This window comes from Amphritea atlantica (genome assembly GCF_018860855.1).
Classification (GTDB): Bacteria; Pseudomonadota; Gammaproteobacteria; order Pseudomonadales; family Balneatricaceae; genus Amphritea; species Amphritea atlantica_A.
Genome location: NZ_JAHKQE010000045.1, coordinates 13,801 through 29,521 on the forward strand (window position 1 = coordinate 13,801; position 15,721 = coordinate 29,521).

Annotated in this window: 13 protein-coding genes; 11 read left to right on the forward strand and 2 right to left on the reverse strand. The window is 49.2% G+C overall.

Annotated elements, in window-relative coordinates:
- Positions 1–2: 2 nt before the first annotated feature.
- From fis to KO512_RS18890, 4 genes are all read left to right on the forward strand, one after another.
- Entirely contained in the window at positions 3–293 is a 291-nt protein-coding gene (gene fis, locus KO512_RS18875; protein ID WP_126158370.1) for a DNA-binding transcriptional regulator Fis, read from the forward strand.
- A 37-nt stretch (positions 294–330) separates the two neighbouring features.
- Complete coding sequence (purH, locus tag KO512_RS18880; protein WP_215953873.1) at positions 331–1,914, forward strand: bifunctional phosphoribosylaminoimidazolecarboxamide formyltransferase/IMP cyclohydrolase; 1,584 nt, start codon at positions 331–333, stop codon at positions 1,912–1,914.
- Between the two features lie 74 nt (positions 1,915–1,988).
- Entirely contained in the window at positions 1,989–3,272 is a 1,284-nt protein-coding gene (gene purD / locus KO512_RS18885) for a phosphoribosylamine--glycine ligase (RefSeq protein ID WP_215953874.1), read from the forward strand.
- 154 nt (positions 3,273–3,426) lie between these two features.
- Positions 3,427–4,839, forward strand: a complete 1,413-nt coding sequence (locus tag KO512_RS18890; protein WP_215953875.1) for a L,D-transpeptidase Cds6 family protein — start codon at positions 3,427–3,429, stop codon at positions 4,837–4,839.
- A gap of 76 nt (positions 4,840–4,915) precedes the next feature.
- Here the strand turns inward: KO512_RS18890 and KO512_RS18895 are convergent, their stop codons facing one another.
- A complete protein-coding gene (locus KO512_RS18895; protein ID WP_215953876.1) occupies positions 4,916–6,139 on the reverse strand; it encodes a L,D-transpeptidase family protein in 1,224 nt (407 codons plus the stop codon).
- Positions 6,140–6,705: 566 nt separating this feature from the next.
- Between KO512_RS18895 and KO512_RS18900 the strand changes: the two genes are divergently transcribed.
- The 7 genes from KO512_RS18900 to KO512_RS18930 all read left to right on the forward strand — a co-directional run bounded on the left by KO512_RS18900 (position 6,706) and on the right by KO512_RS18930 (position 15,201).
- On the forward strand, positions 6,706–7,080 hold the full coding sequence (locus KO512_RS18900; protein WP_215953877.1) for a hypothetical protein: 375 nt from the start codon (positions 6,706–6,708) through the stop codon (positions 7,078–7,080).
- An 11-nt stretch (positions 7,081–7,091) separates the two neighbouring features.
- Positions 7,092–8,180 (forward strand): pyruvate dehydrogenase (acetyl-transferring) E1 component subunit alpha, encoded by a 1,089-nt coding sequence (pdhA, locus tag KO512_RS18905; RefSeq protein ID WP_215953878.1) that lies wholly within the window; start codon positions 7,092–7,094, stop codon positions 8,178–8,180.
- Positions 8,173–9,156, forward strand: a complete 984-nt coding sequence (locus tag KO512_RS18910; protein ID WP_215953879.1) for an alpha-ketoacid dehydrogenase subunit beta — start codon at positions 8,173–8,175, stop codon at positions 9,154–9,156. The genes pdhA and KO512_RS18910 overlap by 8 nt, the downstream gene beginning before the upstream one ends.
- Complete coding sequence (locus KO512_RS18915; protein ID WP_215953880.1) at positions 9,153–10,268, forward strand: dihydrolipoamide acetyltransferase family protein; 1,116 nt, start codon at positions 9,153–9,155, stop codon at positions 10,266–10,268. Before KO512_RS18910 ends, KO512_RS18915 begins: the two co-directional genes overlap by 4 nt.
- 177 nt (positions 10,269–10,445) lie before the next feature.
- Positions 10,446–12,368 carry a PrkA family serine protein kinase gene (locus KO512_RS18920; RefSeq protein WP_215953881.1) on the forward strand — a complete coding sequence of 641 codons (1,923 nt, stop codon included), beginning with the start codon at positions 10,446–10,448 and terminating at the stop codon, positions 12,366–12,368.
- A gap of 39 nt (positions 12,369–12,407) precedes the next feature.
- On the forward strand, positions 12,408–13,679 hold the full coding sequence (locus KO512_RS18925; protein WP_215953882.1) for a YeaH/YhbH family protein: 1,272 nt from the start codon (positions 12,408–12,410) through the stop codon (positions 13,677–13,679).
- Positions 13,680–13,683: 4 nt separating this feature from the next.
- Entirely contained in the window at positions 13,684–15,201 is a 1,518-nt protein-coding gene (locus KO512_RS18930; protein WP_215953883.1) for a SpoVR family protein, read from the forward strand.
- Between the two features lie 57 nt (positions 15,202–15,258).
- Here KO512_RS18930 and KO512_RS18935 read toward each other — a convergent pair whose 3' ends face one another.
- Entirely contained in the window at positions 15,259–15,624 is a 366-nt protein-coding gene (locus tag KO512_RS18935; protein ID WP_215953884.1) for a histidine triad nucleotide-binding protein, read from the reverse strand.
- Positions 15,625–15,721: the final 97 nt, after the last annotated feature.

The window sequence follows — 15,721 nt, forward strand, 5'->3', positions numbered from 1 at the left end:
TAATGCAAGTGGATAACAAAACATTGAATACACAAGTAACACATATAGAAAACATCGATGTGCAGGAACGCACTTTGCGAGATAGCGTACAAGTATCTATGCATAACTACTTTCGCCAGCTAGATGGGCAACCTGTCACCGACGTGTATCAAATGGTACTGGCTGAAATTGAAGCCCCTTTGTTTGAAGCCGTGATGACCTACACCCGGGACAATCAAACTAAAGCCTCCGAGCTGCTCGGTTTAAACCGCGGTACGCTACGTAAAAAGCTAAAGCAGTACGGCTTACTGTAAACGACTATTTTTTAACCTTAACTCAGAAGACAAAACCATGGCAGAGCAGAAAATCACTCCGGTACGTCGCGCACTGATCAGCGTGTCTGATAAATCAGGTATCGTTGAATTCGCCCAAGCACTTAGCCAGCGCGGTGTTGAGATCCTTTCCACTGGCGGCACATACAAGCTGTTGAAAGAAAACGATATTCCGGCTATTGAAGTATCTGACTATACCGGTTTCCCGGAAATGATGGACGGCCGCGTTAAGACCCTACACCCCAAAGTACACGGCGGAATCTTGGGTCGTCGCGGTATTGATGATGCCATTATGAATGAACATGGCATCACCCCGATCGATATGGTCGTGGTTAACCTGTACCCATTCGAGCAAACCATCGCTCGTCCAGACTGCGATCTGCCATTGGCTATCGAAAACATCGATATCGGTGGACCGACCATGGTTCGCTCTGCTGCTAAAAACCATAAAGATGTTGCTATCGTTGTCACTGCTGACAACTATGATCGCATCATTGCCGAGCTAGACGCCAACCAGGGCCTGACTCACCCAACCCGTTTCGATCTAGCCGTACAGGCGTTTGAACACACCGCCGCCTATGATGGCATGATCGCTAACTACCTCGGCGCTATCACCGATGGCAGTGTTGATGAGCCCGCTGACTTCCCGCGTACCTTTAACACTCAATTTGTTAAAGCGCAGGAGATGCGTTACGGCGAGAACCCACATCAAAAAGCAGCCTTCTACGTTGAAGCTAACCCGGCTGAAGCCAGTGTTTCTACTGCACGTCAATTACAGGGTAAAGCACTGTCATTCAACAATGTGGCCGATACCGACTCTGCGCTGGAATGTGTTAAACCGTTTAAAGAACCCGCTTGTGTGATCGTTAAACACGCTAACCCTTGTGGTGTAGCGATTGGCGACAACCTATTGGAAGCTTACAACAAAGCTTACCAAACAGATCCAACCTCAGCCTTCGGCGGCATTATCGCCTTTAACCGTGAATTAGATACAGAAACAGCTAAAGCGATCGTTGATCGTCAGTTTGTTGAAGTCATTATCGCGCCATCCGTCACGCAAGAAGCATCCGATATCGTAGCGGCTAAGCCTAACGTTCGTCTGCTAGCCTGTGGCGAATGGTCGACTGAACGCACTAAACGATTCGACTACAAACGCGTAAACGGCGGCTTGTTGGTGCAGGATCAAGATTTAGGCATGGTTGATGTTAGCGAGCTGAAAGTTGTCACCACCTTACAGCCAACCGAACAAGAGATTCGTGATCTGCTGTTCTGCTGGGAAGTGGCCAAGTTTGTTAAATCTAACGCGATTGTCTATGCCAAAGATGGTCAGACAATTGGGATAGGCGCAGGCCAGATGAGCCGCGTTTACAGCGCAAGAATCGCGGGTATTAAAGCGGCCGATGAAGGCTTGGAAGTAAAAGGTTCCGTTATGGCCTCTGATGCGTTCTTCCCCTTCCGTGACGGTATCGATTCTGCAGCAGCAGCGGGTATCAAAGCGGTGATTCAGCCGGGCGGTTCAATGCGCGATCAGGAAGTCATTGATGCGGCTAATGAGCACGGTATGGCGATGGTCTTTACCGGTATGCGTCACTTCCGCCACTAAGGATAGCGACGACAGCAAGAGCCAGTTTATCTGGCTCTTTTGTTATGGGACGATTTCAACATTAAGGTAGAGATATGAACGTATTAGTTATTGGTTCCGGCGGTCGCGAACACGCATTAGCATGGCATGCTGCGAAAGACAGCAAGGTAAGTAAAGTATTTGTTGCTCCGGGTAACGCCGGTACAGCACTCGAGCCTAAGCTTGAAAACGTGGCGATCGACGTCATGGATCAGGATGCACTGGTTGCCTTTGCTAAAGAGAACACCGTTGCACTAACCATTGTTGGCCCTGAAGCGCCACTGGTTGAAGGCATTGTTGATCGTTTTAGCAGCGAAGGTCTGCGTTGTTTCGGCCCTTCTAAAGGCGCGGCGCAATTAGAAGGTTCAAAAGCCTTCACCAAAGATTTCCTCGAACGTCAGCAGATACCTACCGCCGACTATCAGAACTTTACTGAGATTGAGCCTGCCTTGGCTTATCTACGCGAAAAGGGTGCACCTATCGTCGTTAAAGCCGATGGTCTAGCCGCAGGTAAAGGCGTGATTGTCGCTATGACCCTGCAAGAAGCGGAAGACGCCGTACAGGACATGCTGGCAGGCAATGCCTTTGGCGAAGCGGGTCACCGCGTCGTTATCGAAGAGTTTCTCGATGGCGAAGAAGCGAGCTTTATCGTCATGGTTGATGGCACTAACGTACTGCCAATGGCCACCAGCCAAGACCATAAACGTGCCGGCAACGGCGACACCGGTTTAAATACTGGCGGTATGGGTGCTTACTCTCCTGCGCCAGTGGTTACGCCTGAGATCGATCAGCGCATTATGGCCGAAGTAATTCTACCCACCGTCAAAGGGATGGCTGAAGAGGGTAACACTTACGTCGGCTTCCTGTACGCTGGGCTGATGATCATGGCCGATGGCACACCGAAAGTGATTGAATATAACTGTCGCTTTGGTGATCCTGAAACTCAACCGATTATGCTGCGTCTGAAATCCAGCATCGTTGAGTTATGCGATGCTGCACTGGATGGCAAGCTGGATCAAACCAGCGCTGACTGGGATACTCGTAGCGCCGTAGGCGTCGTATTGGCCGCTGGCGGCTACCCAGGCGATTACACTAAAGGCGATGCCATCAGCCTACCAGAGAGCACTGAAGAGGGTACTAAAGTGTTCCATGCAGGCACCGCGATGAAAGATGGCCAAGTGGTTACCAACGGTGGTCGAGTACTCTGCGCAACCGCACTCGGCAACAGCGTTACCGAAGCACAGCAACGCGCTTACGAGCTGGTTAAGCAGATCGATTGGAACGGAGTTTACTACCGTGACGACATCGCTTATCGAGCCATCGCTCGCGAACAAAGCTAAGTAATCATGCAAGTCTAAAAACAGTCACCCAAGGGTGGCTGTTTTTTTATCTCACCAATATGACCTTTGAAGGCTTTCTCATAACTTTTTTCCAGTTATAATCGCAAGTTACAAAAAGCGATAGTGCCTGATTATGCCACAATGGATCTCCCCGATGACAAAGAAAGGTAGCAAACAAATACGTTTAGCTAAGACCCGCAAACTCACCCTAGCACTGGCGATAGGTGTGTTAACCGGCTCTGTTTCAGTCAGCGCAGCCTCGCAACAAGACAGTTTCTGTCAAAGTGCGGGTGCTGAAAATGGATATGACTGTACAAAATCTCAGACCTTTCAGGCTAATCAGGACGATATTGAAGCCAAGCTGAATGAACTAAATCGCTGGATGGCCGATGAGGAACAAGCCCAGAATCCGATGCCGTTAAAAAAGAACCAACCGGAATCGGATAAGCTGCGACAAAAAATTGAGTTTAATGCTCAATTACTGGCCACCGAGTTAAAACAAGCTAAAAAGCTACAAAGCAAAGGCGATGTTGAAGGTGCTTTCACTCGGGTGAATGACTATCTGGTTTCTAACCCCAAGGACCCTAACGGCTGGCTGCTATACGGCATCTCATTGATCAATCAAAATAAGCTCGATGAAGCGGCCGATATTTTCAGCAAACTTAGCCATCTTTACCCCGACTCACCGGAACCTTTCAACAATCTTGCAGTGGTTTATGCCCGTCAAGGCAACAATGATAAAGCAGTAGAACTGCTCCTGCAGGCCTTTGAAACCAATCCGAGTTACGCCCAGGTCCAAACAAACCTAAAAGCGGTTTATTCCGCTTTAGCGACCCAAGCTTATAACCGCGCACTCGATCTAGACAGCAACAAGCAACCTGCTCGTGCCAACCTAGGTATTCTAGATCAGATATATCAGCCGACGCCAACACAAACGGTTATAGCATCGACTACACATCAAATCGCCACGCAACCGATACCGACAACCAAAACCACACAAAAACCAGCTCCTTCAGTCCAACCTAGCGTTAGTAAAAAAACGCCGATTGAGCTGGTGATAGAAGAGCGAGATGAATCGGCAGGCACCGTCCCCACGCCGATAGCAGCAGAACCCAAAGCGACAAACGTGGTTGTAACAGAGCCAGTAACGGCTCCTGTCGGGCAAGCAAACGCTGACATGAACACAGCCATTCAACATAAAGTCCATGATGTTCTAAGCGACTCGGTTCGAACTGAGGTCCAGCAAACCATTAGCGACTGGGCAACCGCCTGGGCAGCCAAAGATGTTAACGCTTACCTCCGTTTTTATACTGATACCTATACCCCTAATCCAGGTCATATCACTCACAAACAGTGGGTATGGGGTCGGCAACAGCGCTTAAGCAAACCCGCATTTATCAAGATTGATATCTCAGATATCTCCCTAGCTGAAGCGGGTGATGGTAGGGTTCGCTCAGTATTCCGCCAAAAATATCAGTCCGACACCTATCAAGATGAGGTGTACAAAACTTTAACTCTGATTCAGGAAAACGGCCACTGGAAAATCCTGACCGAGACAACCTTGTAACCGAGAACGCTCTCTTTCAGACATTAAAAAACCGCCATTGGCGGTTTTTTAATGTTATAGGTCAAGCTTATACAGCTTAGGGCTTACCCTTCTGCGGGTCACCCTCATAGGCAATTCGCCACTGGCCGCCCTCATTTACCCAATACTGACGCTTAAGGCTACTGCCACTATAGTTATCGCTTTTATAGTTCTGCATAAAAGTGGCAACAAACATATCTGGATTATCAGGGTGCTGATAAATACTGAGGTTTTCAATATCCACATCAATAAACGACTTACTGCCATTGACCCGACGCTTATGCTGAGCAAAACGGTTGAAGCCCATTTTGCCGTTATTAAACTGCTCTGAATAATGGGCCAGATAGGTATCCGTATCACGGCTTTCCCAATCTTTGCGCCAGCTATCGACAACCTCAGTAAAGGCTTTCCTCTTTTGCTGCCAGCTCTGCGGATCAAGCCACTCAAAGTGAGTACCAATCAAGACCGGGGTGTCAGTAAAATCGACTACTTGATCCAGCTCGGTAAAATGATTATTACTCAGAGAGAGACAACCTTCACTCGCCTGTGGCGCGCGACTAAAAGTGTCTTTAGGTGAACCATGTACCCAGATGCCGCTACCCGTGTTACCGAGACGCTGATCCCATGCATTGGGATAATTGATCGGCAGTGCGCCAGAACCATAGCGCGGTGGCAGCTGCTCGTCGGTTAACCGCCCCGTAGTAAAATAGACACCGAGAGGGGTCTTAAGATCACCACGCTTGCGTTTATCAACACCGCCACGACCGTAAGAGACATAGTAGTCCTTCATTAGCTGTGGAACGCCGTTGTTGTTTTCAAACAGATATAAACGCGATAGGCTGGTATCGATTACAATGACATGCTTCTGTTTTGGCGACATCTGCAACAGACTGCTAGGAATAGTGCCTGACTCCGGCTTATAACGGTCGACACTCATACGCGCACGCGCTTCCGAAATCAGCCCCTGTAACGTTTTCTTATCACTGTGGCCGTTATTACCTACGGCACTGAGTGTTCCGCCCTGAGCCGCCATCAGGTCTGCATAGATCAGTTGAGCCAGCCTAAAATCCGGCTGTTCTTTTATCAAGGCACGTAATTTATCCATTGCCCCAGTCATCTGGTTCTGTTGAAGGTCCCCTAAGCTCGCCAGCAACAGACTCTCTTGATCAAGGTTTAGATTATCTGTATCGGCTTGCACACCTAACGGCAGCAAACCACAGATAGACACCAGCACTGCTTTTCTAAGCGGCTTTAGCAGATATATAACAGGCAGGTTTTTCATAACTCAGACTAGCAACCTTTAACACGGAAAAATTTAACATTAACAGAATTATACCGATAAAGTCGGGTTTTGCAGCTGTAATACGTCACGGATAAGACATTATCGCCTCCCACCTCTTATCGAGAATCAAGTTTCGTCCTCGTTCAGAGACAAAAGCTCAATTTTCTTTAATTTTTATAGATTTTAGATACTTTTAATCACTTTAGTACTTATAAGTAGCAAGCTTTTCGTTTTATTCAAGCAGCAATATTTTCACAAAAAAATATAACGGCTAAGACCCGCCCATGATTTTCTTCTGTCATCTCACGCCAACCCTTGTGATAACAGCATTTAATGCACTGCAACAAGAGGTTCCGTACGCGAGTAAAGCATCGCAAAACTATTTTCTAAGCCCCTCACCAAGCTGAACTTTCCGCCGACCTGTGCTATCCAAAAAGTATCTCAAAAAATAAACCGATCCAAAAAATCGGGCGTGACACAGCAAAGATAGTGCATAAATCTATCTCTACAAGACATTAACACCCTAGGTAGTGCCAAGGTTTGAAACGCGTACGGAGGATCCCGTCATGTTTAAACAGGTGGACAGTACCGGCCTACAGGATCTCCATTTTTGGCACGATTCAGAGTCCGGTTTACAAGCTATTATCGCAGGCTCGGCTAACAACCAACGAGCCGATGAGCACTCAGGCGAAGCCCTATATCGTCGTGGCATACGCTATGTCTCTGATTACCGCTTAAATACGGGCGGACTTATCTTCGTCACCCGGAATCATAGCGGGCAGAAAAATACCGCGATTCAACAGAAAATCCCCCAACCTGATGACGCTCTCAGCGAACGTTATCTACATGCCGATGCTGATAAACAACCCAGCGTCATCTCCGACATCAGGGCTAAGATGATTATTCGTCAGGCCTGCCTAGTCAAACAACAGCCCGCCTAAGGAGACCGAATATGGAAACCGTCTATCAGGCTCAGATCAATTTTAGTCGTTATTTATCCGCCAGCGGCGAGCCGTTACAACCGCTTCCCAACTGGACAGAACGACCGGACACCTTAGTCAGTTACTACCGCAATATGGTGCTGGCACGACAGCTTGATCACAAAATTATCGCCCTGCAGCGTACCGGTCAGATGGGTACTTATGCCTCACTATTGGGGGCCGAGGCCATCGAAGTGGTGTTAGGTATGCGGATGCAGGCCGATGATGTGTTAGTCCCCTACTACCGTAACCATGCCGCACAGATGCTCCGAGGATTATCAATGGAGGACATGCTCAGTTACTGGGGCGGTGATGAACGGGGTAATGCCGCTGCAGCGATGGGGCAAGACTTTCCAAACGCCGTGCCCATTGCGACCCAAGCACTGCACGCCACCGGCGTGGCAACTGCCATCAAAATAAGAGCAGAAAAGCGCGCAGTAGTCACTGTTTGCGGCGATGGTGCCACCTCTAAAGGCGATTTTATGGAAGCGCTTAATGTCGCCGGTGCATGGCAGCTCCCCGTTGTTTTTATGGTGAACAATAATCAGTGGGCGATTTCGGTACCTCGGTCGTTGCAGTGTGGCGCACCGACATTGGCCCAGAAGGCGATCGGTGCGGGTATCCGCGGTGAGCAGGTTGACGGCAATGATGTGATAGCACTGCACGAATCGGTTAATCATGCCCTGCAACATGCTCGTGAAGGCAAAGGCGCCACGCTGATCGAAGCGATTAGTTATCGTTTGTCGGATCACACCACCGCCGATGATGCGACCCGCTACCGCAGTAACAACGAACTTAAAGCGGCCTGGGAGCGAGAACCGATCAAGCGCCTACAAACCTTCCTGCATCAACGGGGATGGTGGGATGAAGTACAAGAATCCGCTTGGCAAAGTGAGGTTGGGCAGATGATTCAACAGGGCTTAGATCGCTATTTACAACGACCGGCTCAACCGGTTGAACACCTGATCGATTTTCTTTATGCCGAGCTACCAGAGGCACTGAAAGAGCAGCGCAAGCGTTTGATCCGTCATGCTCAACCGGGAGGCAACCATCATGAGTGACACAATGACCATGGTCGAAGCGATCAACCTCGCATTACGATCAGAAATGCAGCGAGATGATACGGTGGTGATTCTTGGCGAAGATGTCGGTGTTAATGGCGGCGTGTTCCGCGCCACCGTCGGCCTACGGGAAGCTTTTGGTATCAAACGCGTGCTCGATACCCCGCTGGCCGAAACCATGATTGCGGGACTCTCAGTCGGGATGGCGGCCCAGGGACTTAAGCCCATCGCCGAAATCCAGTTTATGGGCTTTATCTTTCCCACCATGGAGCACCTTATCTGCCATGCCGCCCGACTACGCCACCGCACCCGTGGACGGCTTCACTGCCCGATGGTCTTACGGGTACCCTTCGGCGGCGGCATTCATGCACCCGAGCATCATTCAGAGAGCACCGAAGCGCTGTTCGCCCACATACCCGGGCTTAGGGTGGTTATCCCGTCATCGCCGGCCCGAGCTTATGGCCTGCTATTAGCGGCTATCCGTAATCCTGATCCGGTCTTGTTTATGGAGCCTAAGCGGATCTATCGACTCAACGCACAACCGGTTGAAGATAACGGTAAAGCACTGCCATTGGATAGCTGTTATACCCTGCGGGAGGGCAACGATATCACCCTGATCAGTTGGGGAGCGATGATCAAGGAAACGCTTGAAGCCGCCGATCAACTCGCCAAACAAGGGGTTAGCTGCGAAGTCATCGATGTGGTGACACTTAACCCCATTGACCATGAAACAATGCTCGCCTCCGTGGCGAAAACAGGTCGCTGTGTGATTATTCACGAAGCGCCAAAAAGCTGCGCCGTCGGCGCGGAAATATCAGCCACCTTAGCTGAACGCGGCTTACTTAGCCTGCAAGCCCCCATCACGCGGGTAACCGGTTATGACACCGTGATGCCTTACTATCGAATGGAAAACCACTATCTGCCCAATACCGCCGATATTATTGATGCGGTTAATAGCACACTGGAGTTCTCATGAAATATTTCAAGCTACCCGACCTTGGGGAAGGACTCCCCGAAGCTGAAATTGTTGAATGGACAATCAACGAAGGTGACGCGGTCAAAACCGATCAAATCTTAGCCACCGTGGAAACAGCAAAGGCGATTATTGAGATTCCTTCGCCTCAGGATGGCGTGATTGCCCACCTGTTCGGCCAAGCAGGCGACACCATTCACACCGGAGAGCCACTGCTGGAGTTTGCCGGCGAAGACGATGATAGCGGCACCGTGGTGGGCGAGCTAAAACAGGCATCCGACAGCGCATCGACCGACCATTTTTTTATCGGAGCCGCGCCTAGCACGCAAGCTTATCGACAAAAAATGACGCCCGCGGTGCGCTCACTCGCCCATCGTCTGGATGTTGCAACCCATAATATTCAAGGTAGCGGCCAAGATGGCCAGCTCACTGCAGATGATATTGAACGGCTGGCCAAAACCGACCGCACCCACGGTAAGGCTGAACCATTACGGGGCGTACGCAAACAGATGGCTCGTAATATGGCACTCGCCCACGCCAACGTCGTTCCCGTCACCCTTTACGAAGACGTCGACATTCACACTTGGGCTGTCGCCGAAGATATCACCATCCGCTTGATTCATGCGGTAGCCGCGGGCTGTAAGGCAGAACCGGCCCTCAACGCCTGGTTCGATGGCCAGCAACTGGCACGAAGAATGCTAAATCAAATTAATCTAGGCGTCGCGGTGGATACCGATCAGGGATTGTTCGTGCCAGTGCTACGAGATATCGGCAATCGAAGCCTAAAAGATATCCGTGCAGGGCTAAATCGTCTAAGAGAGGATGTAGTCCAACGTACTATTCCACCGGCTGAACTTCAGGGTTCCAGCATCACCCTGAGTAATTTCGGCACCATTGCTGGCCGCTACGCCAGTCCGATCGTCGTACCACCCACCGTGGCGATTCTCGGGGCGGGCGTGATTCGAGAACAGGTTATTCCAGTCGACAGTAAAGTCGTTATACACCGGGTAATGCCGCTGTCACTGACCTTCGATCACCGGGCCGCAACCGGAGGAGAAGCTGCAAGGTTTTTACGTGCTGTAATAGACGATTTAGCCGAAGAATCAATTAGTTAATTAAAATATTTTTAACCAAAACGAGGATAAAAAATTACAGATTTTCTACCCACTAGCTATCCATGAACTAAGCTTATAGAAAGAAATGGTGTGAGTAGATGATCTAAGCCCTCAATCAATTTCGGGCTATTTGCGACGTTAGCCTAACAAGGTCAGACTATAGCAGGAAGGTGGCATATGAGTATTTTTGAACGATATAAAGCGCGTTATGACTCCAAACAGGAAGAGGAATACTCCCTGCAGGAGTATCTCGAAATTTGTAAAAATGACCCGCTGGCCTATGCTAGCTCCTCAGAACGTTTACTGGCCGCGATCGGTGAACCAGAGCTGATCGACACTTCCCGCGATCCTCACCTCAGTCGCATTTTTTCCAACAAAATGATCCGCCGCTACCCTGCGTTTTATGAGTTCTATGGCATGGAGAATGCGATCGAGCAGATTGTGGATTACTTTAAACACGCCGCGCAAGGTCTCGAGGAACGCAAACAAATACTCTATTTACTCGGGCCGGTAGGCGGCGGTAAATCATCACTCGCCGAGCGCCTAAAAGCGCTGATGGAGCATACCCCTTTCTATGCGATTAAAGGCTCGCCCATTCATGAATCACCCTTGGGATTATTTAACCCTTTAGAGGACGGCGCTATCCTTGAAGAGGAATACAATATTCCGCTGCGTTATATCAAAGGCTTAATGTCACCTTGGGCGGTGAAACGACTGCATGAGTTTGGTGGTGATATCTCGCAATTCAGAGTAGTGAAACTCTACCCCTCTATTCTCAACCAGATTGCGGTTGCCAAAACCGAGCCCGGTGACGAAAACAACCAGGATATCTCCAGTCTCGTGGGTAAAGTCGATATTCGTATGCTCGAAGAGTTCCCCCAACACGATCCCGACGCCTATAGTTTCTCCGGTGCCCTGTGTCATGCCAACCAAGGCATGATGGAATTTGTCGAGATGTTTAAGGCGCCGATCAAGGTGTTGCACCCATTGCTAACCGCCACTCAAGAGGGTAACTACAACAGTACTGAAGGGATGGCGGCGATTCCCTTCGATGGCATCATCATGGCCCACTCCAACGAATCCGAGTGGCAAACCTTCAAGAACAATAAAACCAATGAGGCCTTTATCGACCGAGTTTATATTGTCAAAGTGCCCTACTGTATGCGGGTCTCTGAAGAGGTCAAAATTTACCAGAAACTGCTTGAAAATAGCTCTCTTGCCCAATCGCCCTGTGCCCCCGATACATTGAATATGTTGGCGCAGTTTACCGTGCTGTCGCGTCTCAAAGAGCCGGAAAACTCTAATATCTATTCCAAAATGCGGATCTATAACGGCGAGAACCTGAAAGATACCGACCCTAAAGCCAAATCAATGCAGGAATACAAAGATAATGCCGGCGTCGATGAGGGTATGGAGGGTATTTCCACCCGCTTTGCGTTTAAGATTCTTTCCAAGGTGTTCAACTTCGATTCCACTGAGATCGCTGCGAACCCAGTTCATCTAATGTATGTGCTTGAGCAACAGATCGAACAGCAACAGTTCCCGCAAGAAACCCATGACAGACTGATCGGCTACCTGAAAGAGTATATTTCACCCAAATATATCGAATATCTCGGTAAGGAGATTCAAACCGCCTACCTTGAGTCCTATTCAGAATACGGCCAGAATATCTTTGACCGTTATGTCACCTATGCTGACTTCTGGATTCAGGATCAGGAATACCGCGACCCAGACACCGGCGATATCCTCAATCGTCAAGCCATCAGCGAAGAGCTGGAAAAAATAGAAAAACCGGCAGGCATCAGTAATCCTAAAGACTTCCGCCACGAAATCGTTAATTTTGTATTACGGGCGCGGGCCGAGAACGATGGCAAAAATCCAGCGTGGAACAGCTATGAGAAGATGCGTTCGGTCATTGAGAAGAAAATGTTCTCCAATACCGAAGATCTGCTGCCCGTTATCTCCTTTAACCCGAAAGCCTCCACTGAGGATCAGAATAAACACAGTGAGTTTGTGAAGCGAATGACCGAACGCGGTTATACCGAGAAACAGGTCCGGCTGCTGTCAGAATGGTACATCAGAGTGCGTAAATCCCAATAAGGGGTTTACCTAAGTCGGGTCTGATCAGGAGAGCGCTGTATGAGCTATATCATCGACCGCCGCCTCAATGCGAAGAAAAAAAGCACTGTTAATCGACAGCGCTTTCTACGCCGCTACAAGAAACATATTAAGCGAGCCGTTGAGGACGCGGTAAATACCCGTAGCATCCGCGATATTGATCGGGGGGGCGAAGTCAGCATTCCCAGCAAGGATATTTCCGAACCGGTTTTTCATCATGGCAGTGGTGGCATTCGCCAGCGGGTTTTCCCCGGCAACAAAGAGTTTGTGGTGGGCGATGAAATTAAACGCCCCGAAGGCGGTGGCGGCGGTTCCGGCCAGGGACAGGCGAGCAATCAGGGTGAAGGAGAAGATGAGTTCACCTTTCAGATCAATCAGGAAGAGTTTCTCGACTTCATGTTTGAGGATCTCGAACTGCCTAATATGATCAAAAAACAACTGCGCGATGCCACCAGCTTTGAGGTACGTCGGGCAGGCTTCACCAGTGTTGGCTCACCCGACAAGCTCAATGTAGTGCGCTCACTGCGGGCCGCTAATGCTCGACGAATCGCTCTTTCCGGTAAAGAGCGGCGCAAAATACGCGAACTTAAAGCAGAGATCAAAACCTTAGAGGGCTTGCCGCCCAGCCAAGAGGCAGTGTTGCAAATTGCCGCGCTCAATGAAGAGATCAAAACCCTCAATAAGCGCATCAAACGGATGCCCTTTATCGATGAGTTTGATCTTAAGTACAACAATTTAGTCCGCACCCCGGTGCCAAGCTCTAAAGCGGTGATGTTTTGTGTTATGGACGTGTCGGGCTCAATGACACAGTCGATTAAAGATACCGCCAAACGCTTCTTTATTTTGCTCTATCTATTTTTAACCCGCAGCTATAAAAAAATAGAGGTGGTGTTTGTTCGCCACCATACCCACGCTAAAGAGGTCGACGAAGAGGAGTTTTTCTATTCCCGGGAAACCGGCGGCACCATCGTCTCAAGTGCCCTCAATCTAAGCGCCGAAATCATTCAAGAACGTTACCCTCCCGGCGACTGGAACGTCTATGTCGCTCAAGCATCGGATGGCGATAACTGGGATGGCGATTCGCATCTCTGTCGTCAAGTGTTAGAGCAACGAATTCTACCGATGGTGCAATATTTTGCCTACGTCGAAATCACCACCGGATCACACCAAAACCTCTGGTTAGAGTATGAACAGATACGAGAAAAGTTCGGCGAAACCTTTGCCATGCAAACCATCGTAGAGGCCTCTGATATCTACCCGGTGTTTCGTAAACTGTTTGAGAAAAAGGAGTGAGCCTATGAAACAGCGAGAGCCCATTTCCACCAGTTCAGAATGGACCTTCGAACTGATTCAAAAATATGATCAGGAAATCGCCCGGGTCGCCGAACATTACGGGCTGGATACCTATCCTAATCAGATCGAGGTCATCACCTCCGAGCAGATGATGGACGCCTATTCGTCGGTCGGTATGCCACTCAATTACAATCACTGGTCATTCGGCAAACAGTTTGTTTCTACCGAGCAGCAGTATAAGCGCGGTCAGATGGGACTGGCCTATGAGATCGTTATCAACTCGAACCCCTGTATCTCTTACTTAATGGAAGAGAACACCATGACCATGCAGGCACTCGTTATCGCTCATGCCTGCTATGGCCATAACTCGTTCTTTAAGGGTAACTATTTGTTCAAAACCTGGACCGATGCCTCAGCCATTATTGATTATCTCCTGTTTGCCAAGAACTACATCGCCAAATGTGAAGAACGGCATGGTGTCGATGCCGTCGAGCAGATGCTGGATTCCTGTCATGCGCTGATGAACTATGGCGTCAATCGTTACCTGCGCCCGCAACCGGTCACACCAGAGGAAGAAAAGAATCGACTACTGGATCGGGAAGAATATATTCAGCGTCATCTCAATCAGATTTGGAACACCATCCCGAAAAAAGATGAAGTTATTCAAGATAGGGCGCCCCGCTTTCCCAAAGACCCCGAAGAGAACCTACTCTATTTCATCGAAAAAAATGCCCCACTACTCGAACCTTGGCAACGGGAAATTGTGCGGATCGTCCGTAAAATAGCGCAATATTATTACCCACAGCGGCAGACTCAGGTAATGAATGAGGGCTGGGCCTGCTTCTGGCACTACACTATCCTCAACCATCTGCATGATGAAGGGCTAGTCACCGATGGTTTTATTATGGAATTTCTTCATTCCCACACCAGCGTTATCTACCAGCCGCCGTTTGACTCACCCTATTTTAACGGGATCAATCCTTATGCGCTCGGATACGGCATGATGCAGGATATCCGCCGCATCTGTGAAAACCCTACCGATGAAGACCGCGAATGGTTTCCCGATATCGCCGGCAGTGACTGGAACGAAACCTTGCAACATGCCATGCGCAATTACAAAGATGAAAGCTTCATCTTGCAATATCTGTCACCCCGTATGATGCGGGAACTCAAACTATTCACCATTACCGATAACGCTGCGCTCAGTAGCATGCAGATCAGCGCGATCCATAATGATGTCGGTTATCAGAAGGTACGTGAAGATCTAGCGGCGAGTTATAATATCGGTAATCGAGAACCCAATATCCAGATCTACAATGTCGATATCCGAGGTGATCGCTCTCTGACCCTGCGTCACTATATGCATAACGAACAGCCACTAGGTGAAGACACCGATGAGGTGCTGAAACATCTCCATAGCCTCTGGGGCTTCGATATTCACTTAGAATCCGTCTCCCCCGACGGTAACATTGAACACGTACGCCACTGCCCAACTAAGGTCAACGTCGATGCCGTCGCCTAACGCTGAGCACCAGACAGAAAAAAACCGCCAAAGCGGTTTTTTCCTATCCAGAGGAGACTATACCGGTACTTTTAAAGTGTCCTGATAAGGCGGCCACCCCATGGGTTTTCCGCCCAATACATGTAGATGAATATGATAAACAGTTTGGCCACCGTGGGTGTTACAGTTAAACACGGTACGATAACCATCAGCCGCAAATCCTTGCTGCTCCGCGATCTTTCCGGCCACCATCACCATATGACCCACCAAGTCACAGTCTTCAGGCGTAATATCGTTTAACGTTGCAATATGCTTAAGAGGAATCACCAACGCATGGGTTGGTGCCTGAGGGTTAATGTCATTGAAGGCGATGACTCTATCATCCTCATAGATAATCTCCGCCGGAATTTCATTATTGATAATTTTACAAAATAGACAGTCCATTTCTCTCACCCTTCTCTCAAAACTATTCACCGGATTACATCATCTGGGCGGGATAGAGTTCAAGTTAAATTATCAAAAACTGAACAGTTGCTCAACT

What these genes read in the sequence shown, in the direction of transcription:
- KO512_RS18900 (WP_215953877.1), top strand. Translation starts at nt 6,706, where the DNA reads ATGTTTAAACAGGTGGACAGTACCGGCCTACAGGATCTCCATTTTTGG.
- KO512_RS18890 (WP_215953875.1), top strand. Translation starts at nt 3,427, where the DNA reads ATGACAAAGAAAGGTAGCAAACAAATACGTTTAGCTAAGACCCGCAAA.
- KO512_RS18895 (WP_215953876.1), bottom strand. Translation starts at nt 6,139, where the DNA reads ATGAAAAACCTGCCTGTTATATATCTGCTAAAGCCGCTTAGAAAAGCA.
- pdhA (WP_215953878.1), top strand. Translation starts at nt 7,092, where the DNA reads ATGGAAACCGTCTATCAGGCTCAGATCAATTTTAGTCGTTATTTATCC.
- KO512_RS18925 (WP_215953882.1), top strand. Translation starts at nt 12,408, where the DNA reads ATGAGCTATATCATCGACCGCCGCCTCAATGCGAAGAAAAAAAGCACT.
- KO512_RS18935 (WP_215953884.1), bottom strand. Translation starts at nt 15,624, where the DNA reads ATGGACTGTCTATTTTGTAAAATTATCAATAATGAAATTCCGGCGGAG.
- KO512_RS18910 (WP_215953879.1), top strand. Translation starts at nt 8,173, where the DNA reads ATGAGTGACACAATGACCATGGTCGAAGCGATCAACCTCGCATTACGA.
- KO512_RS18920 (WP_215953881.1), top strand. Translation starts at nt 10,446, where the DNA reads ATGAGTATTTTTGAACGATATAAAGCGCGTTATGACTCCAAACAGGAA.
- purH (WP_215953873.1), top strand. Translation starts at nt 331, where the DNA reads ATGGCAGAGCAGAAAATCACTCCGGTACGTCGCGCACTGATCAGCGTG.
- KO512_RS18915 (WP_215953880.1), top strand. Translation starts at nt 9,153, where the DNA reads ATGAAATATTTCAAGCTACCCGACCTTGGGGAAGGACTCCCCGAAGCT.
- KO512_RS18930 (WP_215953883.1), top strand. Translation starts at nt 13,684, where the DNA reads ATGAAACAGCGAGAGCCCATTTCCACCAGTTCAGAATGGACCTTCGAA.
- purD (WP_215953874.1), top strand. Translation starts at nt 1,989, where the DNA reads ATGAACGTATTAGTTATTGGTTCCGGCGGTCGCGAACACGCATTAGCA.
- fis (WP_126158370.1), top strand. Translation starts at nt 3, where the DNA reads ATGCAAGTGGATAACAAAACATTGAATACACAAGTAACACATATAGAA.